Origin of the sequence: Microbacterium pseudoresistens, assembly GCF_013409745.1 — a bacterium.
Lineage (GTDB): Bacteria > Actinomycetota > Actinomycetes > Actinomycetales > Microbacteriaceae > Microbacterium > Microbacterium pseudoresistens.
Window position 1 is genome coordinate 2,719,618 of sequence record NZ_JACCBH010000001.1, and the last position, 17,350, is coordinate 2,736,967.

17 protein-coding genes are annotated in these 17,350 nt (G+C 68.8%); 4 read left to right on the plus strand and 13 right to left on the minus strand.

Going from position 1 to position 17,350, the window contains the following annotated elements; translation table 11 throughout:
• Positions 1 to 10: 10 nt before the first annotated feature.
• A complete protein-coding gene (locus BKA02_RS13330; RefSeq protein ID WP_179434746.1) occupies positions 11 to 901 on the plus strand; it encodes an acyl-CoA thioesterase in 891 nt (296 codons plus the stop codon).
• Positions 902 to 978: 77 nt separating this feature from the next.
• Here the strand turns inward: BKA02_RS13330 and BKA02_RS13335 are convergent, their stop codons facing one another.
• The 4 genes from BKA02_RS13335 to msrA all read right to left on the minus strand — a co-directional run bounded on the left by BKA02_RS13335 (position 979) and on the right by msrA (position 4,359).
• Entirely contained in the window at positions 979 to 1,479 is a 501-nt protein-coding gene (locus BKA02_RS13335) for a thioesterase family protein (RefSeq protein ID WP_179434748.1), read from the minus strand.
• Positions 1,472 to 3,151 (minus strand): energy-dependent translational throttle protein EttA, encoded by a 1,680-nt coding sequence (ettA, locus tag BKA02_RS13340; protein ID WP_179434751.1) that lies wholly within the window; start codon positions 3,149 to 3,151, stop codon positions 1,472 to 1,474. The genes BKA02_RS13335 and ettA overlap by 8 nt, the downstream gene beginning before the upstream one ends.
• Positions 3,152 to 3,302: 151 nt before the next feature.
• Positions 3,303 to 3,797, minus strand: a complete 495-nt coding sequence (locus tag BKA02_RS14450) for a DUF6993 domain-containing protein (protein WP_343045424.1) — start codon at positions 3,795 to 3,797, stop codon at positions 3,303 to 3,305.
• A gap of 37 nt (positions 3,798 to 3,834) precedes the next feature.
• Positions 3,835 to 4,359 (minus strand): peptide-methionine (S)-S-oxide reductase MsrA, encoded by a 525-nt coding sequence (msrA, locus tag BKA02_RS13350; RefSeq protein ID WP_179434753.1) that lies wholly within the window; start codon positions 4,357 to 4,359, stop codon positions 3,835 to 3,837.
• Positions 4,360 to 4,500: 141 nt separating this feature from the next.
• On the opposite strand from msrA, the gene BKA02_RS13355 reads away from it, so the two are divergent.
• On the plus strand, positions 4,501 to 4,779 hold the full coding sequence (locus BKA02_RS13355) for a hypothetical protein (protein ID WP_179434755.1): 279 nt from the start codon (positions 4,501 to 4,503) through the stop codon (positions 4,777 to 4,779).
• Positions 4,780 to 4,797: 18 nt separating this feature from the next.
• Here BKA02_RS13355 and proB read toward each other — a convergent pair whose 3' ends face one another.
• The 4 genes from proB to rplU form a co-directional block, all read right to left on the minus strand.
• A complete protein-coding gene (gene proB, locus BKA02_RS13360; protein ID WP_179434757.1) occupies positions 4,798 to 5,601 on the minus strand; it encodes a glutamate 5-kinase in 804 nt (267 codons plus the stop codon).
• Positions 5,598 to 7,103 (minus strand): GTPase ObgE, encoded by a 1,506-nt coding sequence (gene obgE, locus BKA02_RS13365; protein WP_179434759.1) that lies wholly within the window; start codon positions 7,101 to 7,103, stop codon positions 5,598 to 5,600. The genes proB and obgE overlap by 4 nt, the downstream gene beginning before the upstream one ends.
• 81 nt (positions 7,104 to 7,184) lie before the next feature.
• Positions 7,185 to 7,442, minus strand: a complete 258-nt coding sequence (rpmA, locus tag BKA02_RS13370) for a 50S ribosomal protein L27 (protein ID WP_179434761.1) — start codon at positions 7,440 to 7,442, stop codon at positions 7,185 to 7,187.
• Between the two features lie 19 nt (positions 7,443 to 7,461).
• A complete protein-coding gene (gene rplU / locus BKA02_RS13375) occupies positions 7,462 to 7,770 on the minus strand; it encodes a 50S ribosomal protein L21 (RefSeq protein ID WP_179434763.1) in 309 nt (102 codons plus the stop codon).
• A 223-nt stretch (positions 7,771 to 7,993) separates the two neighbouring features.
• Here rplU and BKA02_RS13380 point away from each other — a divergent pair, with 223 nt between their 5' ends.
• On the plus strand, positions 7,994 to 8,266 hold the full coding sequence (locus tag BKA02_RS13380) for a DUF4031 domain-containing protein (RefSeq protein ID WP_179434765.1): 273 nt from the start codon (positions 7,994 to 7,996) through the stop codon (positions 8,264 to 8,266).
• On the opposite strand, the gene BKA02_RS13385 is transcribed toward BKA02_RS13380, so the two are convergent.
• Complete coding sequence (locus BKA02_RS13385) at positions 8,225 to 10,657, minus strand: Rne/Rng family ribonuclease (RefSeq protein ID WP_179434767.1); 2,433 nt, start codon at positions 10,655 to 10,657, stop codon at positions 8,225 to 8,227. The two genes, BKA02_RS13380 and BKA02_RS13385, sit on opposite strands and share 42 nt — an antisense overlap.
• A gap of 274 nt (positions 10,658 to 10,931) precedes the next feature.
• On the opposite strand from BKA02_RS13385, the gene BKA02_RS13390 reads away from it, so the two are divergent.
• Positions 10,932 to 11,543 carry a vitamin K epoxide reductase family protein gene (locus BKA02_RS13390; RefSeq protein ID WP_179434769.1) on the plus strand — a complete coding sequence of 204 codons (612 nt, stop codon included), beginning with the start codon at positions 10,932 to 10,934 and terminating at the stop codon, positions 11,541 to 11,543.
• Positions 11,544 to 11,584: 41 nt separating this feature from the next.
• Here the strand turns inward: BKA02_RS13390 and ndk are convergent, their stop codons facing one another.
• From ndk to ileS, 4 genes are read right to left on the minus strand one after another with little or no spacing between them, the layout of a single operon-like run.
• The gene (gene ndk / locus BKA02_RS13395) at positions 11,585 to 12,001 is read right to left on the minus strand and encodes a nucleoside-diphosphate kinase (RefSeq protein WP_179434771.1); all 417 of its coding nucleotides are present in this window, start codon (positions 11,999 to 12,001) and stop codon (positions 11,585 to 11,587) included.
• Positions 12,002 to 12,006: 5 nt separating this feature from the next.
• Positions 12,007 to 12,423 (minus strand): DUF4233 domain-containing protein, encoded by a 417-nt coding sequence (locus BKA02_RS13400; RefSeq protein WP_179434773.1) that lies wholly within the window; start codon positions 12,421 to 12,423, stop codon positions 12,007 to 12,009.
• The gene (locus BKA02_RS13405; protein WP_179434775.1) at positions 12,420 to 13,772 is read right to left on the minus strand and encodes a bifunctional folylpolyglutamate synthase/dihydrofolate synthase; all 1,353 of its coding nucleotides are present in this window, start codon (positions 13,770 to 13,772) and stop codon (positions 12,420 to 12,422) included. Before BKA02_RS13405 ends, BKA02_RS13400 begins: the two co-directional genes overlap by 4 nt.
• Complete coding sequence (gene ileS, locus BKA02_RS13410) at positions 13,765 to 17,109, minus strand: isoleucine--tRNA ligase (RefSeq protein WP_179434777.1); 3,345 nt, start codon at positions 17,107 to 17,109, stop codon at positions 13,765 to 13,767. The genes BKA02_RS13405 and ileS overlap by 8 nt, the downstream gene beginning before the upstream one ends.
• Positions 17,110 to 17,350: the final 241 nt, after the last annotated feature.

Genomic DNA, 17,350 nt, shown 5'->3' on the forward strand with positions numbered 1-17,350 from the left:
AGAGGAATCCATGCCATCCGAAGCATCGCATCGCCGATCCGTCGACAGCCTGCTCGCCGTGCTCGATCTGAGCGCCTCCGGCGCACGGACGACGGAAGACATCTTCACCGGTACATCTCAGCCGATGCCGTCGGGCCGCGTCTACGGCGGCCAGGTGGCGGCGCAGGCGCTCGTTGCGGCGCAGCGCACCCTTCCGGAAGGGCGCGCTGCGCACTCCATGCACGGATACTTCCTGCGTCCGGGCGACGCCGACCACGACATCACGTTCTCGGTGGATCGCATCCATGACGGGCGGTCCTTCTCCACGCGCCGGACACAGGCGTTTCAGAACGGCGTGCCCATCTTCTCGATGATCTCCTCGTTCCAGGACGACGGGCCCGGTGTCGAACATGCCGCTCCCATACCCGAGGGCGTGCCGGATCCCGAGGAGCTCGCCCCCGACCACACGCTCTCCGACGGGACCGAGATCACCGCCCTGCGCGCTCTCGGCGAACGCCCCGCCGACATCCGCCATGTGCAGACTCCGTTGTACCTCGACGCGCCGGCCGACGCTGAGCGCGTGCCGCACCAGGCGGTGTGGATGCGGATGCGCGCCCCGCTGCCCGACGGCGACGGCCTTCATCGCGCAGCCCTCGCCTACCTCAGTGACATGACCATCCAGGAGTCGGTCCTGCGCGCGCACGGCGTCTCGTGGAGCACTCCGGGCCTCAAGGTCGCCAGCCTCGACCACGCCATGTGGTGGCATCGCCCGGCGCGCGTCGACGACTGGCTGCTCTACGTCCAGGAGTCGCCGAACGCGCGCGGCGGTCGCGGCCTCGCCCACGGCCGCATCTATACCCGAGCGGGCATATTCGTCGCGAGTGTGGCTCAGGAGATCATGATCCGCGTGCCCGAGGCCTAACGAAGAGCGCGCTCAGCAGCTTCCCGTACTCGTCGGTGCGGATCCGTCAGAAGCCGTTCGAGAACCGTCCCACCGCGTCAGCGGTGCGTGTAGACGATCGGCTCGCCGAGGTAGGGCTCCCACGCGGCGCGCATCGCCGGCTCGATGCGGACGGGGCGCCCTGTCGTCGCCGAGACGAGCACGATCACCGCAGTCGAGCGGGCGTAGAGCACGCGCTCGGCGTTCGCCGGGTCGTTGAACACCTCGTAGCAGACCTCGACGCTCGATCCGCCGAGCTTGCCGAACCACATCTGCACCTCGAGCGGGCGCCGCTGATACGGCACCGGCGCGAAGTACTCGATCTCCTGGCGGGCGATGAGCGTGAGCACTCCCTGGGCGACACCGGATTCGAGCACGGCCGTCTCTGGCGCATCCTCCCCCGGCTCGGGCGCCCAGAATGCGCGCACACGCGCCTCCTCGAGCAGCTTCAGCATGGAGGTGTTGTTGACGTGGTTGAACGCGTCGAGGTCGCCCCAGCGCAGCTGGATCGGGATGTGCAGGCGGCGGGCCGGATCCGCCGGTGCCGGCGACTCAGTCACGGGTCAGGCGACGGTGCGTGGAACGGTGCGGCGTGGCGGCATCGGGCCCCAGTCGCTCGATCTTGTTCGCCTCGTACGCCTCGAAGTTGCCCTCGAACCAGTACCACTGGTCTGGCTTCTCGTCGGTGCCCTCGTAGGCGAGGATGTGCGTGGCGATGCGGTCGAGGAACCACCGGTCGTGGGTGATGACCACGGCGCAGCCGGGGAACTCCAGCAGCGCGTTCTCCAGCGACTGCAGGGTCTCCACATCCAGATCGTTGGTCGGCTCGTCGAGCAGCAGCAGGTTGCCGCCCTCTTTGAGCGTGAGGGCGAGGTTCAGACGATTGCGCTCGCCACCGGAGAGCACGCCGGCCTTCTTCTGCTGGTCCGGCCCCTTGAAGCCGAACTTGGAGACGTAGGCGCGCGAAGGGATCTCGGTCTTGCCGACGGTGATGAAGTCCAGCCCGTCCGAGACGACCTCCCACAGCGTCTTGTCGGGATCGATGTTCGCGCGAGACTGGTCGACGTAGCTGATCTTGACGGTCTCGCCGACTTTCAGCTCTCCTCCGTCGAGTGGTTCGAGGCCCACGATCGTCTTGAACAGCGTGGTCTTTCCGACGCCGTTGGGCCCGATCACGCCGACGATGCCGTTCGGCGGGAGGCTGAAGCTCAGGCCGTCGATGAGAGAGCGACCCTCGAAGCCCTTCTTGAGCTTCTTCGCCTCGATGACGACGTTGCCCAGGCGCGGACCCGCCGGGATCTGGATCTCCTCGAAGTCGAGCTTGCGCGTCCGTTCCGCCTCGGCCGCCATCTCCTCGTACCGCTGCAGACGCGCCTTCGACTTCGTCTGGCGTCCCTTGGCGCTGGAGCGCACCCAGTCGAGCTCGTCCTTGAGCCGCTTGGCGAGCTTGGCGTCCTTCTTGCCCTGCACCTCCAGGCGCTCGGCCTTCTTCTCCAGGTACGTGGAGTAGTTGCCCTCGTAGCCGATGAGACGACCGCGATCGACCTCGGCGATCCATTCCGCGACGTTGTCGAGGAAGTACCGGTCGTGGGTGATCGCGATGACGGCGCCATTGTACGTCTTCAAGTGCTGCTCGAGCCAGAGCACGCTCTCGGCGTCGAGGTGGTTGGTGGGCTCGTCGAGCAGCAGCAGGTCGGGCTTCTGCAGCAGCAGCTTGGCGAGGGCGACTCGGCGCTTCTCGCCACCGGAGAGCTGGCTGATCGACGCATCGCCCGGAGGCGTGCGCAGCGCATCCATGGCCTGCTCGAGCTGGGAGTCGAGGTCCCAGGCGTCGGCCGCGTCGATCTCTTCCTGCAGCTGCCCCATCTCCGCTAGCAGCGTGTCGAAGTCGGCGTCGGGGTCGCTCATGAGCGCGGAGATCTCGTTGAAGCGATCGAGCTTGGCCTTGACCGCCACGCCGTCCTGCACGTTCTCCAGCACGGTCTTGGACTCGTCGAGCTCGGGCTCCTGCATGAGGATGCCGACGCTGAAGCCCGGGGTGAGCGTCGCCTCGCCGTTGCTGGGCTGGTCGAGCCCGGCCATGATCTTGAGAATCGTCGACTTGCCGGCGCCATTGGGGCCGACCATGCCGATCTTCGCCCCGGGCAGGAACGCCATGGTGACGTCGTCGAGGATCAGCTTCTCGCCCACCGCCTTGCGGGCGCGGACCATGGAATAGATGTACTCGGCCACGAAGATGCTCCTTCTGTCGACGGGCGGTTCCGCGTCTCCGGCGCCTCGGGCGACGGATTGGCGCGCGGAGGCGCACACAGGGCGGACGACTCTCCAGCCTACCCGGCCGGAGCCGACGGCGTTCGCCCGCGAGAGCCCGCGTGCGCGACGGTCACCAATCGATCGGCATGGTGTTGCCGACCAGGCATCGTCCTTCGGCGAGCTGCGGCATGACCGCCGTCACGGGTTGGTCTCCCGTCGACGGCCCGACCTGCCCGATGAGGCACTCGGCCTCGCCCCAGCGCACGGAGAACTGGATGCTCTCCGCGGGGTTGTCGACCGTCGAGACGTCGTAGGTCGCTTGCATCGCGGCGCGGTCGAAACCGGCCGCGGTGAGCGCGTCCACGTACGCCCGGCTCGACACCCGCTGATCGGAGGCCCACACCTGGGCGACGATCTGCTGGAAGTACGGCAGGTTGTCATCGGCCGAGCCGTCGGGAACCAGCGCAGGGGCCGCCGGCTCGGACGCCGTCGGCGACGGCGGTGGCGCGCTCGACGGGGTGATGTCGGGCTCGCCCGTGCATCCTGCCAGCAGAGCAGCGGTCACCGCGAGCACCGCGATCGAGACCGTCCGTCGACGGGGATGGCGAGGAGTCGGCGTCAGCACTCCTCGAGTCTATGCGGCCCGACGGCGTGCAACCTGATCAGGCGGCGAGGTACTCCGCGAAGCGTGCACGCACCTTGTTGACCTTGGGCACGGCGACGGCGAGGCAGTATCCCTGGGTGGGGTTCTTCGCGAAGAAGTCCTGATGCTCGTCCTCGGCGGGGTAGAACGTGCCGAGCGGTTCGATCGTGGTCACCGGCTCGCCGTCCCAGAAATCGGCGGCGCGCTGCCTGGCGCTCTCGAACTCGGCGCGCTGTGCGCCGTCGGCAGGGAACATGGCGCTGCGGTACTGGGTGCCCACATCGTTGCCCTGACGATTGAGCTGACGCGGGTCGTGCATGGTGAAGAACGCATCGAGGATCACCTCGGACGGGATGGCCTCGGGATCGAACGTCACCTGCACCGCCTCGGCGTGCCCCGTCGTCCCCGTGCACACCATCGGGTACGTCGGATCGGGCACTGTGCCTCCCACGTATCCCGACACCACCGACTGCACGCCCCTGAGCGGTCGGTAGGCGGCATCCAGGCACCAGAAGCAACCGCCGGCCAGTACGAACGTCTCCATGTGTCTCCTCGTCCCGCGCGCCTCTGGCGCGCGCTGTCTTCCTCCACGCTACGCCGCTGCGGGGGCTCGCGGCGCTCCGGCGTGTCGCGGCGGGGCGCAATGTCGGTGGTCGTCTCTATGTTCGAAGAGAAGGGAGAAGACATGACGACGAACATCGACCACGGCGCTGCGGAGCTGCTCCCCGCCATTCACTGGGCGACCCCGACGCTGCAGCGCGCCACAGAGCACCTGCAACCGGCGGGAGAGGCGCTGTGGCGCGTCGTCGACGCCCGCAACGTGATCCGTGGGCACCTGCGCATCGTTCCCGATCCGCTCGGCGTCCGCTACCGCGCGGAGCGCCTGCATCTCGCCACCGGCGCATTCCGCACGTTCGGAGAGTTCTGGAGCCCCGACGATGCCGTGGCGGCTCTCCGCGGCTGACCGTCCGCGAGCCGAGGCTCAGGCGTTCGCGGGGGGAGCCGTCGACGCGGGCTCGAACCAGGTGCCGATCTCCTCGCCCGCGAGAGCCCGCGAGACCAGTTCGGCCTTCGTGACGAGCGCGCCGATGCCCGATGCGGCGGCCAGGCGCGCAGCCGATGCCTTGGTGGCGGCGCCGCCGGTGCCGACGCCGTTGACCACGCTCGCCCCGAACTCCACGCCCGAGGTGTCGTCGCCGATCCGGATGACGTCGATCGGCTGCGCGGACGGATCGCTCGGAGGCTTGGTGTAGAGGCAGTCCACGTCGCTGAGCAGCACGAGCGCGTCGGCGCCGATCAACTGCGCGACCAGGGCGGCGAGGCGGTCGTTGTCGCCGAAGCGGATCTCCTGGGTCGCCACGGTGTCGTTCTCGTTGACGATCGGCAGCACTCGAAGGCCCAGCAGACGGTCGAGCGCTCGGCGGGCGTTGCTGCGCGACGTCTGGCCTTCCAGGTCGCCCGTGGTGAGCAGCACCTGCCCGGCGACGATCCCGTGAGGCTGCAACGCCTGCTGGTAGCGGTAGACGAGCACGTTCTGCCCGACCGCGGCGGCGGCCTGCTGCGTCGCCAGGTCGGTGGGCCGCGCATCCAGATCGAGGAACGGGATCCCGCTGGCGATCGCCCCCGACGACACCAGCACCACCTCGGCGCCGCGGGCGTGCGCCTCGGCGAGACCGCCGACGATCACCGGGATGCGCCAGGCGGCTTCTCCACTGATCGACGACGAGCCGACCTTCACGACGATGCGCTCGGCAGCGGCGAGGTCCGCGCGTGTCCGCGCGGTCATGCCTCGCCCTCATCCTGGCGCCGCTCGGCGAGGCGTTCGGACTCCAGCTCCGCACGCGCGGCGGCCTTGGCATCCATCCGCTCGTGGTAGGTCTCACGGCGTTGACTCGTCGTGCGGCGCGTGTTCGGATCGAACCGCCCGTCGAGACCGCGCGGCGAGGTGATCAGCTCCGCGGCGGAGGTCATCTGCGGCTGCCAGTCGAACACGATGCTCTCGCCGGGGCCGATCACAACCGTCGAGCCCGCAACGGCGCCCAGCCGGAACAACTCGTCCTCGATCCCGAGGCGCTCGAGGCGATCGGCCAGATAGCCCACGGCTTCCTCGTTCTGGAAGTCGGTCTGCTGCACCCAGCGCACGGGCTTGGCCCCGAGGATGCGGTAGACGTTGCCGTACGTGCCGCCCTCGACCTTGATCTCGAAGTCCTTCTCCGCTCCCTTGGGCCGGATGACGACGCGCTCGGGCGGAGCCGTCACGACCTGCTGGGCGCGGTGCTCGGCCACGATCTGCCCCAGGGCGAAGGTGAGCGGGCGCAGGCCCTCGTGCGCCACCGTGGAGATCTCGAAGACGCGGAACCCACGAGCCTCGATCTCGGGCCGCACGAACTCGGCGAGCTCACGCGCGTCCGGGACATCGATCTTGTTCAGTGCGACGATCTGCGGGCGCTCCAGGAGCGGCACTTGCCCTTCGGGCACCTCGTACGCCGCCAGCTCGGCGAGGATGACGTCGAGATCCGTGAGCGGATCGCGGCCGGGCTCGAGCGTGGCGCAGTCGAGCACGTGCAGCAGTGCCGTGCAGCGCTCCACGTGCCGCAGGAAGTCCAGTCCGAGCCCGCGCCCCTCGCTGGCGCCCTCGATGAGCCCGGGGACATCGGCGACCGTGTAGCGGTGGTCTCCGGCCTGCACCACGCCCAGATTCGGATGCAGAGTCGTGAACGGGTAGTCGGCGATCTTGGGCCGTGCCGCCGAGATCGCGGCGATGAGGCTGGACTTGCCCGCCGACGGGTAGCCCACGAGTGCCACGTCGGCGACCGTCTTCAGCTCGAGGACGACATCGCCCTCGTCGCCCGGTGTGCCCAGCAGGGCGAATCCGGGCGCCTTGCGCTTGGTCGTGGCCAGCGCCGCGTTGCCGAGGCCGCCGCGGCCTCCGGCTGCCGCGACGAAACGCTCGCCGGGGACGACCATGTCGATGAGCACGTCGCCCTCAGGGGACTTCACCACCGTGCCCACGGGCACCGGCAGCACGAGGTCCTCCCCCAGGGCTCCCGCCCGATGATCGCCCATCCCGAAGCCGCCGTTGCCCGCGACGCGGTGGGGCGAGTGGTGGTACGAGAGGAGGGTCGTCACCTGCGGATCGGCGAGCAGTACGATGTCGCCCCCGTTGGCGCCATTGCCGCCATCGGGGCCGCCGAGGGGCTTGAACTTCTCGCGGTGGACCGACACGCAGCCATTGCCGCCCTTGCCCGCACGGAGGTGCAGCGTCACCGTGTCGACGAACGTGACCATGTCGGGAACTCCTCTGGGGGCGGATACGCGGACGGGGCGAGCCGAAGCCCGCCCCGAACCGAAAAGAATCGCTGCGTCGTGTTACTCGGCGCCGGCGACGATGTTGACGACCTTGCGGCCGCCCTTCGTGCCGAACTCGACCGCACCCGCCGACAGGGCGAACAGGGTGTCGTCGCCGCCGCGGCCGACGTTGACGCCGGGGTGGAAGTGCGTGCCGCGCTGACGGACGAGAATCTCGCCGGCGCTGACGGTCTGACCGCCGAAGCGCTTCACACCGAGTCGCTGTGCGTTGGAGTCACGACCGTTGCGGGTCGAGCTCGCGCCCTTTTTGTGTGCCATTACTCAGCCTCTTCCGTGCTTACTTGATGCCGGTGACCTTGACGCGGGTCAGGTCCTGACGGTGACCCTGGCGCTTCTTGTAGCCGGTCTTGTTCTTGAACTTCTGGATGACGATCTTCGGGCCGCGGAGGTTTCCGAGAACCTCGGCCGTGACCTTCACCTTCGCGAGCTTGTCGGCGTCGGTGGTGATCTTCTCGCCGTCGACGAGGAGCACGGCGGGGAGCTCGATCTTCTCGCCCTGCGCCGCCTGAACACGGTCGAGCTGAACGATCGTGCCGACCTCGACCTTCTCCTGCCGGCCACCGGCGCGCACTACTGCGTAAACCACTTCACACCTGTTTTTCATTGGGGAGCCTCATGGCTCCGTACTCTCACGGAAGACTGTGCTTGCTTCGCGCCACAGCAGAGGGAACCGCAGTGGCGGGCGCGATTGGCATATCCGGCACCTCCGAGTGGAACAGAGGCACGGTGCACCAAGGAGCTACTTTACCGGAAAGTGCCACCGCGCCGCAAAGCGAGCTCCACCGTGTCCCACCGCATAGGATCGCGGCATGGCCGTGCTCGTCGATGACCCGATCTGGCCCGCGCACGGACGCCTCTGGGCGCACATGGTCAGCGATGAGAGCCTGGACGAGCTGCACGTGTTCGCGCAGGCGCACGGCATCCCCCGCCGCGCGTTCGACCTCGATCACTACGACGTGCCCGCCGACAGTCTGCGGGCGCTGATCGCAGACGGCGCGCAGCACGTCGGCGGCAAGCAGCTCGTACGAGCGCTCATCGCCTCAGGACTGCGAATCCCCGCCCGCGACCGGAAGCGCCTCTGAGCCGCTGATCTCGACGCCGACCGGCGTATGCACCACTGCGGTACCCGCAGACAGCGCCGCCGTCGTCACTCGCCGACGTCCACGACCCTGACCGGGCGCCTTGGGTTCGGGAAGCGCATCGAGCACCGAGTCGAGCAGCTGCTCCTTCTCGGTCTTGGGCGCGTTGCGCTCGCCGCCGCGCTTCTTGCGCCCCTTCTTCGGGCGCTCACCGTTCTCGACGGGCGCGGGCGCCTCCGGCGTCTCGGTCTCGACCCCGACGGTTTCGCCGTCCGCGGTCGGCACGAGCGTCGACGCCGCGATCTGCGCCATCGCCGACTTCGCTCCCTCGGGGATGCCGTGCGTTGCGGTGCTCGCGGGAGCCGCGGACGCGTTCTGCGCGCCGTTTCCGCGCCCCCCGCCCCGACGGCCCGATCCGTTCGAGGACTGGCGGTGCTTGACGACCGGATCGTGATGCACGATCACACCGCGCCCGGCACAGACCTCGCACGCCTCGCTGAAGGTCTCGAGCAGTCCGAGCCCCAGCTTCTTGCGCGTCATCTGCACGAGACCGAGCGAGGTGACCTCGGCGACCTGGTGCTTCGTGCGGTCGCGGCTGAGGCACTCGATGAGTCGGCGCAGCACGAGGTCGCGGTTGGACTCGAGCACCATGTCGATGAAGTCGACGACGATGATCCCGCCGATGTCACGCAGCCGCAGTTGGCGCACGATCTCCTCGGCGGCCTCGAGGTTGTTCTTCGTGACGGTCTCTTCGAGGTTGCCGCCCGAGCCGACGAACTTGCCCGTGTTCACGTCGACCACGGTCATCGCCTCGGTGCGGTCGATGACGAGCGATCCCCCCGAGGGCAGCCACACCTTGCGGTCCAGCGCCTTCTCGATCTGCTCGGTCACGCGGAACGCGTCGAACGGATCGACCTCGTCCTCGTACGTCTCGACCCGCTCGAGCAGGTCCGGGGCGACGCTCTCGAGGTACGAACGGATCGTGCGACCGGCATCCGCGCCCTGGATGAGCATCTTCGTGAAGTCCTCGTTGAAGACGTCGCGCACGATCTTGACCAGCAGGTCGGGTTCCGCGTGCAGCAGCGCAGGCGCCTGCTGCGTGGTGACCTGCTTCTGGATGTGCTCCCACTGCGCGGTGAGGCGCTGCACGTCGTGCGTGAGCTGCTCCTCCGTCGCGCCTTCGGCGGCGGTGCGCACGATGACGCCCGAGGACTCGGGCAGCACCTCTTTGAGGATGCGCTTGAGGCGGGCGCGCTCGGTGTCCGGGAGCTTTCGCGAGATCCCGTTCATCGAGCCGTTGGGCACGTACACGAGGTAACGGCCCGGCAGCGAGACCTGGCTGGTCAAACGCGCACCCTTGTGGCCGACCGGATCCTTGGTGACCTGGACGAGCACCTTGTCACCCGGCTTGAGCGCCAGCTCGATGCGGCGGGGCTGGTTGCCGGTCTCCACGCCGTCCCAGTCGACCTCGCCGGAGTAGAGCACGGCGTTGCGCCCGCGACCGATGTCGACGAAGGCGGCCTCCATGCTGGGCAGCACGTTCTGCACGCGGCCGAGGTACACGTTGCCGATGAGCGAGGCGTCCTGGTTGCGGGCCACGTAGTGCTCGACGAGAACGTCGTCTTCGAGCACGGCGATCTGGGTGCGGCCGTTCTTGGCGCGCACGACCATGACGCGGTCGACGGCCTCGCGCCGCGCGAGGAACTCGGCCTCGGTGACCACGGCGCGCCGACGACCGGCGTCGCGCCCGTCGCGGCGGCGCTGCTTCTTGGCCTCGAGGCGTGTGGACCCCTTGATGCGCTGCGGCTCGGTGATGTACTCGACCTGGCGACCGCGCTGCCGCGGCTGCTCGTCGCGATCGTCGGAGTCGCCTCCGCCGCCGCGCCGGCGCCGACGGCGACCGGACGGCGAGCCGTCGTCGGAGTCGTCTGCACCGGACGGCAGTGCCGGAAGCGGAACGATCTCGGGCGCGTAGAAGTGCAGCTGGGTGGACACCCGCGACACGAACACCTCGGGAAGCAGGCCGAGCGACACGGCCGTGACCGGCTCGGGCTTCGCCGGTTCCGGCTTCGGCGTTTCGGGTGCTGCGCTCTCGACGTCGGTGGTCGTTTCCGCCTCGGGCTCTGCGGCGTCGGGCTTCTCGGCGTCGGGCTTCTCAGCGCCGGCGTCGTCCGTCGTGGCCTCGGATGCAGGCGACTCCGGCTCGGGGGCCGGTTCGGCATCCGCGACAGCGGGCTCCGCCGAGTCCGACTCGGCGGTCTCGGCGTCGTCCAGCCCGGATGCTACCGGCTCCGCGTCTGCGACGGCCTCTTCTGCGGACGCGTCCTGCGCTACCGTCGGCAGCGCTTCGACGTCGTGGGCGGGGGTACTGGTGTCATCGTTCTCGTCGGCCATCTCTGGCTTGCTCCCTGCGCGGCGAATCTCCGCCGCGAATTCTCGTGCGACACTGCGGTCGCGAACTCACTCGGTCTGCGATCGGCGAAGGCTCTGATCGCGTGGGGGCGACGCCCCCGAAGTCTGCATGCGATGTCGTGACGTATGCATGACACGCCGTTCATCCCTGTCATTATCGCACTTTCGGCGCGCGAGGCGTGCGCGACGCGTCGGATCGCCGCTTACCGCCGTCGATCCATAGGTCGTCCATAGCCACAGCTGGAATACTCGAGGCATGACTGCGACGCGCTCACGCCCCGTCGGTTACGCGATCTGGCTCATCATCGCGAGCATCGCCGGCTGGTGGGCGGCCTTCCAGCTCACGATCGAGAAGTTCGCGCTCCTGGAGAATCCCGACGCGCAGCTCAGCTGCAACTTCAGCGTCGTGCTGCAGTGCGGCGAGAACCTCAGCTCCTGGCAGGGTTCCGTGTTCGGCTTCCCCAACCCGATCATCGGGCTCACCGCCTGGGTGGCCCCGATCGTCGTCGGCGTCGCGCTTCTCGCGGGCGCCCGCTTCTCCACCTGGTTCTGGTCGCTGTTCGGCCTCGGGATCACCGGCGCGTTCGTCTTCGTCTGCTGGCTGATCTCGCAGAGCATCTATCAGCTCGCCACGCTCTGCCCGTGGTGCATGGTCACCTGGGCGGTCACGATCCCGACGTTCTTCGCGACGGTCGTGCACCTCCTGCGTTCAGGCGCGCTTCCCGTGTCGTCGCGCGTGCGCACCGCCGCAGGACGCCTCATGCCCTGGGTGCCGCTGGCTTCGATCCTCGCCTACGCCGCGATCGTCGTCATGGCGCAGCTGGCGGGTCTCGACCTGCTCAGCGAGGTCGCCAGAGCGATCTTCTGATCGCCCGGGCGACTTCGCCCGCTCCGTCGTTCAGAGAGTATTCAGCCGAACCAGATGCCGAGCTCGCGCGCCGCGGATTCAGAGCTGTCGGAGCCGTGCACGAGGTTCTGCTGCACGGCCAGGCCCCAGTCGCGGCCGTAGTCGCCACGGATCGTGCCGGGTGCGGCCGTCGTCGGATCGGTCGTTCCTGCCAGGGAGCGGAAGCCCTCGATCACCCGGTTGCCGGCAAGGCGGATCGCCACTGCGGGGCCCGACATCATGAACTCGAGCAGCGGCTCGTAGAACGGCTTGCCCTCGTGCTCGGCGTAGTGGGCGGCGAGGCGGTCGCGGTCCGGCTCGACGAGGCGGATGTCGACGAGCGCGTATCCCTTCGCCTCGATGCGAGCCAGGATCGCACCGGTGAGGCCGCGCGCGACGCCGTCGGGCTTGACCAGGACGAGTGTCTCTTCGGTGGGCATGTGTCTCAACTCTCTGTCGGCCGCACAGCGTGCGCGGCAGGGTCATCGGAATTCGCTGCGGCCGCGCGATCCACGCGTCCGCCGGCGACCATGGCGTAGGTCCACATGCCGCCGAAGATCAGGGCGATGACGAGCATCGCGGGAACCAGGAACGCGGAGGCGACCACGACCCCCTGCAGGATCCATCCCAGCACGATCCCGCTCCGCTTCGCCAGCAGACCCGCCGTGACGAGCATCGCAACCGCCACGACGCCGCCTCCGACGATCGCCCACCACGCCGGGATCTGCTCCGGGAGCGCCCGGAGGCCGAACACGGTGAGCCCGCCGAGGCCGACGACGATCGCCTCGAAGCCGAGCACGATGGATCCGAGCTTCTCGCGCAGACCGCGCGGGCGCCGCGTGCGCCGTTCTCGAGGGCTCATGACCGCCACCCGCTCTTCCAGTCCTCGTCCTCGGCGAGCGCGATCGCCTCGCCTGCCAGCACGACGGATCCTGCGATCACGACCGCGCGCCGGTCGGCCGATGCCGCCCACTCCCTCGCGGCATCGGCGGCATCGGAGAGTGCGGGATGCACGGTGGCCCGACCGCCCGCACGCTCCACGAGGTCGGCGAGGTCATCGGGATCGCCGTCGCGCTCGGAGTCGACCGCCGTCGCGAACACGTGCGCGGCGGCCGGGACGAGGGCTTCGACGATGCCTGCGGCATCCTTGTCTGCGAGCACGCCCAGCACGAGACCCCACTCGTCGAAGTCGAAGCTGTCATCGAGCGACTGCGCCAGCGCCTGGGCGCCGTGCGGGTTGTGGGCCGCGTCGACGACCACGGTCGGCGCGACGCCGAGCAGCTGCAGTCGACCCGGCGAGGTCGCCCCCTGCAGACCGTCGGAGACGATGCCGTCGGCGATGTGCTGACCTCCGGCGCCGATGAGCGATTCCACGGCGGCCAGGGCGAGGGCGGCGTTGTGTCCCTGGTGCGCGCCGTGCAGCGGCAGGTACTCCTCGACGTACTGGCCGGCGATGCCCTTGATGGTCAGCAACTGACCGCCGACGGCGAGCTTCTGCTCGGCCAGGCCGAACTCCTCGCCCTCGAAAGCGATCGTCGCGTTCTTCTCAGCGGCGACCCGGCGCAACACCTCAGTCGCCTCGGCGGGCTGCTGTGCGGAGACGACGGCGGCGCCCTCCTTGATGATGCCGGCCTTGACTTCTGCGATCTTCTCGATCGTGTCGCCGAGGCGGTCGGCGTGGTCGATCGCGATCGGCGTGAACACGGCGACGTCGCCATCGGCGGTGTTGGTGGAGTCCCATGCTCCGCCCATGCCCACCTCGAGCACGAGCACGTCGACCGGGGCGTCGGAGGCCGCCACGAACGCGAGCACCGTGAGGAGCTCGAAGAACGTCAGCGGAGCATCGCCTGCGGCTTCCAGCTCGGCATCCACGATCCCGATGAAGGGCTCGATCTCGCCCCAGGCCTCGGCGATCGCCTCATCCGCGATGGGCTCGCCGTCGATCATGATGCGCTCGGTGAACCGCTCCAGGTGCGGACTGCTGAATAGGCCGGTGCGCAGCCCGTGCGCACGCAGCAGGCTCTCGATGATGCGCGCCGTCGAGGTCTTGCCGTTGGTGCCGGTGATGTGCACGACCCGGTAGGTCTTCTGCGGGTCGTCGAGGAGCTCGAGGATGCGGGCTGTCCGCTCCTTGCGGGGCTGCACCCAGCGCTCTCCCGCCCGCTCGAGCAGGGCGGCGTAGACGGCGTCGGCGCGGTCGCGGTCAGACATTCTCCTGCCCCCTGCGCGTGAAGGTGACGACGATGGGAGCCTTGTCAGAACCGAGCGCTCGCGCCCCGCTCCGGAAGAAGCCGCCGCCGCTCACGGCCTCATCCACGTGCGCGTCAATGTCGTCGTCCGCGCTGACGGCCCAGCTGCTGGCGAGCGTTTCCGCCGCGATGAATTCCCCGTGCGCGAGAAGCGCTTCGGCGTTCTCCGCGGAGACATCGAGAGTGAGCACGATGCGATCGCTGACATCGAGGCCCGCCTGCTTGCGCGCCTCCTGCACGACGCGGATGGCGTCGCGCGCCATCCCTTCCGCTTCCAGCTCGGGAGTGGTCGTCGTGTCGAGCAGCACGAAGCCACCGCCGGGGACGACGGCGAGAGCTTCACCCTCAGGACGTCCGGCGGTCTCGAGCACCAGGTCGTACTCCTGCGGCTCCAGAGCGATGCCGTCGACGACGACGACCCCGTCGCGCTCCTCCCAGATGCCGGCGCGCGCACCGGCGATCACGTGCTGCACCTGCTTGCCCAGCCGCGGTCCCGCGGCTCGGGCGTTGACGCTGAGGCGATGACTGATGCCGTACGCCGCCGCCGTGGTCTCGGCGAGCGGCACCAGTTCGACGGCCTTGACGTTCAGTTCCTCGCGGAGGATCCCCTCGAACTGGCCGAGCTGATCCGCCACCGGCGACACGACGGTGAGGCGCGCGAGCGGAAGGCGCACGCGCAGCTTCTGCTTCTTCCGCAGTGCGTTGCCGACGCTGGAGAGTTCGCGCACGGCATCCATCGCATCCCGGATGTCGTCGGCCGGCGGGAAGGCATCGGCATCCGGCCAGTCCGTCAAGTGCACGCTGCGTCCGCCGGTGAGTCCCTGCCAGACGCGCTCGCTGATGAGCGGCACGAGGGGAGCTGCCACGCGGGCGAGCGTCTCGAGCACCGTGTAGAGCGTGTCGAACGCGTCTTCACCGCCGTCGGCGCCGACCCAGAACCGATCCCGCGACCGTCGGATGTACCAGTTCGTCAGCACTTCGGCGAAGTCGCGCAGTCGTGCGGCCGCCGTGGTCGAGTCGAGCCCGTCGAGGTCGGATGCCACGTCCCGCACGAGCTCGCCCAGGCGCGAGAGGATGTACCGGTCGAGCACATCCGTGGAGTCGGTGCGCCATTTCGCCTCGTATCCCCCGTCGCCCGAAGCGTTCGCATACGTGGCGAAGAAGTACCACGAGCTCCACAGCGGCAGCAGGAACTCCCGCACCCCCGCGCGGATGCCCTCCTCCGTCACGGCGAGGTTGCCGCCGCGCAGCACCGCGCTCGACATGAGGAACCAGCGCATGGCATCCGACCCGTCGCGGTCGAAGACCTCGGACACGTCGGGGTAGTTGCGCAACGACTTCGACATCTTGTAGCCGTCGTTGCCGAGCACGATGCCGTGGCAGCTGACGCCGGTGAACGCCGGGCGGTCGAACAGCGCAGTCGACAGCACGTGCATGACGTAGAACCAGCCGCGGGTCTGCCCGATGTACTCGACGATGAAGTCGGCCGGCGAGTGCGAGTCGAACCACTCCTGGTTCTCGAACGGGTAGTGCACCTGCGCGTACGGCATCGAGCCCGAGTCGAACCAGACATCGAAGACGTCCTCGATCCGCCGCATGGTGCTCTTGCCCGTCGGGTCGTCGGGGTTCGGGCGCGTCAGATCGTCGATGTACGGCCGGTGCAGGTCGATCTCGCCCTCGGCGTTCCGGGGCAGCGCGCCGAAGTCGCGCTCGAGCTCCTCGAGCGATCCGTAGGCGTCGACGCGGGGGTAGGTGGGGTCGTCGCTCTTCCAGATCGGTATGGGCGAGCCCCAGTAGCGGTTGCGGCTGATCGACCAGTCGCGCGCGCCCTCGAGCCACTTGCCGAACTGCCCCTCCTTGACGTTCTCGGGCACCCAGGTGATCTGCTCGTTGTTCGCGAGCATCCTGTCTTTGACATCGGTCACGCGGATGAACCAGCTCGAGACCGCCTTGTAGATCAGCGGGTTCCGGCAGCGCCAGCAGTGCGGGTAGGAGTGCAGGTAGCTCTGCTCGCGCAGCATCCGGCCTGCTGCGCGCAGCAGGCGGATCAGCGGCGTGTTCGCATCCATCCAGAGCATCCCCGCGACGTCGGTGACGTTCGGGAGGAAAGCGCCGCCGTCGTCGAGCGAGAGGATCGTCGGGATGCCGGCGGCGTTGGTGACGCGCTGGTCGTCTTCGCCGTAGGCCGGGGCCTGATGCACGACGCCCGTGCCGTCGGTCGTCGTGACGTAGTCGTCGACGAGGATGCGCCACGCGTTCTCGGTGCCCCACGACTCGGCATCCGCGTAGTAGTCGAAGAGCCGGTCGTAGTGCACGTCTTCGAGGTCGGCCCCGCGATGGGACGCCTCGACCGCGGCGAGCGCGCCGTCGGCCGACTCGTACCCGAGGTCCTTGGCGTAGCCGCCGACGAGGTCGCGGGCGAGCAGGTAGCGGTGCGCGGCGCTCTCGACGATGTCGTCGCCGGGGCGGATGTCGGCGGCGCCGTTCGGCCCTGCCGGAAGCACGATGTACTCGATGTCGGGGCCGACGACGAGGGCCAGGTTCGTGGGAAGCGTCCACGGCGTGGTCGTCCAGGCAAGAGCGCGCACGCCGGTGAGACCGAGGGACTCTGCCTTGGCGCCTGTGAGCGGGAAGGTGACGGTCACCGAGGGATCCTGACGCTCCTTGTACACGTCGTCGTCCATGCGCAGCTCGTGCGCGGAGAGCGGGGTCTCATCGCGCCAGCAGTACGGGAGCACACGGTAGCCCTCGTAGGCGAGGCCCTTGTCGTAGAGCTGCTTGAACGCCCACAGGACGCTCTCCATGTAGCCGAGGTCGAGCGTCTTGTACCCGCGGTCGAAGTCGACCCAGCGCGCCTGGCGGGTGACGTAGTCCTTCCACTCCTCGGTGTAGGCGAGCACCGAATCGCGGGCCTTGCCGTTGAAGACATCGATGCCCATGTCTTCGATCTCGCTCTTCTCCGTGAGGCCGAGCTGCTTCATCGCTTCGAGCTCGGCCGGCAGGCCGTGGGTATCCCAACCGAAGACGCGGTCGACCTTCTTGCCGCGCATGGTCTGGAAGCGCGGGAAGAGGTCCTTCGCGTAGCCGGTGAGCAGATGCCCGTAGTGCGGCAGGCCGTTGGCGAAGGGCGGGCCGTCGTAGAAGACCCACTCGTCCGCGCCGTCGCGCTGCGCGATGGATGCCCGGAAGGTGTCGTCCTGCTTCCAGAACTCCAGAACGTCGTTCTCGATCTCGGGAAAGCGCGGAGATGCTGCGACGTCGGCGGCCGGGCCGAAGGCGGAGGTGCGGGGGTATGTCATCGGTTGCTCGCAGTGTCGTGGGCGGATGCTGCTTGCGAGGACGACCCTGCATCGTGCTCCAGGACCGCGGTACCACCTCGCGTGCGGCGCCTCACGGCGCTGCCCCTCTCACTGCGGCGATGACGGGCCTGCCCCGCCCGGTTCTACTCGGCCTCGCGGCCTTTCTTCCGGGAGCTCCCCGGTGATGTCCGGATCGATGCTGCTGCCCTGAGTCTACGCGCTCCGGCGCCGTGCATCCGCA

Excerpts from the sequence above, each read along its gene's own strand:
- BKA02_RS13330 (WP_179434746.1), top strand. The coding sequence starts at position 11 with ATGCCATCCGAAGCATCGCATCGCCGATCCGTCGACAGCCTGCTCGCC.
- msrA (WP_179434753.1), bottom strand. The coding sequence starts at position 4,359 with ATGGAGACGTTCGTACTGGCCGGCGGTTGCTTCTGGTGCCTGGATGCC.
- BKA02_RS13355 (WP_179434755.1), top strand. The coding sequence starts at position 4,501 with ATGACGACGAACATCGACCACGGCGCTGCGGAGCTGCTCCCCGCCATT.
- proB (WP_179434757.1), bottom strand. The coding sequence starts at position 5,601 with ATGACCGCGCGGACACGCGCGGACCTCGCCGCTGCCGAGCGCATCGTC.
- obgE (WP_179434759.1), bottom strand. The coding sequence starts at position 7,103 with ATGGTCACGTTCGTCGACACGGTGACGCTGCACCTCCGTGCGGGCAAG.
- rpmA (WP_179434761.1), bottom strand. The coding sequence starts at position 7,442 with ATGGCACACAAAAAGGGCGCGAGCTCGACCCGCAACGGTCGTGACTCC.
- BKA02_RS13380 (WP_179434765.1), top strand. The coding sequence starts at position 7,994 with ATGGCCGTGCTCGTCGATGACCCGATCTGGCCCGCGCACGGACGCCTC.
- BKA02_RS13385 (WP_179434767.1), bottom strand. The coding sequence starts at position 10,657 with ATGGCCGACGAGAACGATGACACCAGTACCCCCGCCCACGACGTCGAA.
- BKA02_RS13390 (WP_179434769.1), top strand. The coding sequence starts at position 10,932 with ATGACTGCGACGCGCTCACGCCCCGTCGGTTACGCGATCTGGCTCATC.
- ndk (WP_179434771.1), bottom strand. The coding sequence starts at position 12,001 with ATGCCCACCGAAGAGACACTCGTCCTGGTCAAGCCCGACGGCGTCGCG.
- BKA02_RS13400 (WP_179434773.1), bottom strand. The coding sequence starts at position 12,423 with ATGAGCCCTCGAGAACGGCGCACGCGGCGCCCGCGCGGTCTGCGCGAG.
- BKA02_RS13405 (WP_179434775.1), bottom strand. The coding sequence starts at position 13,772 with ATGTCTGACCGCGACCGCGCCGACGCCGTCTACGCCGCCCTGCTCGAG.
- ileS (WP_179434777.1), bottom strand. The coding sequence starts at position 17,109 with ATGACATACCCCCGCACCTCCGCCTTCGGCCCGGCCGCCGACGTCGCA.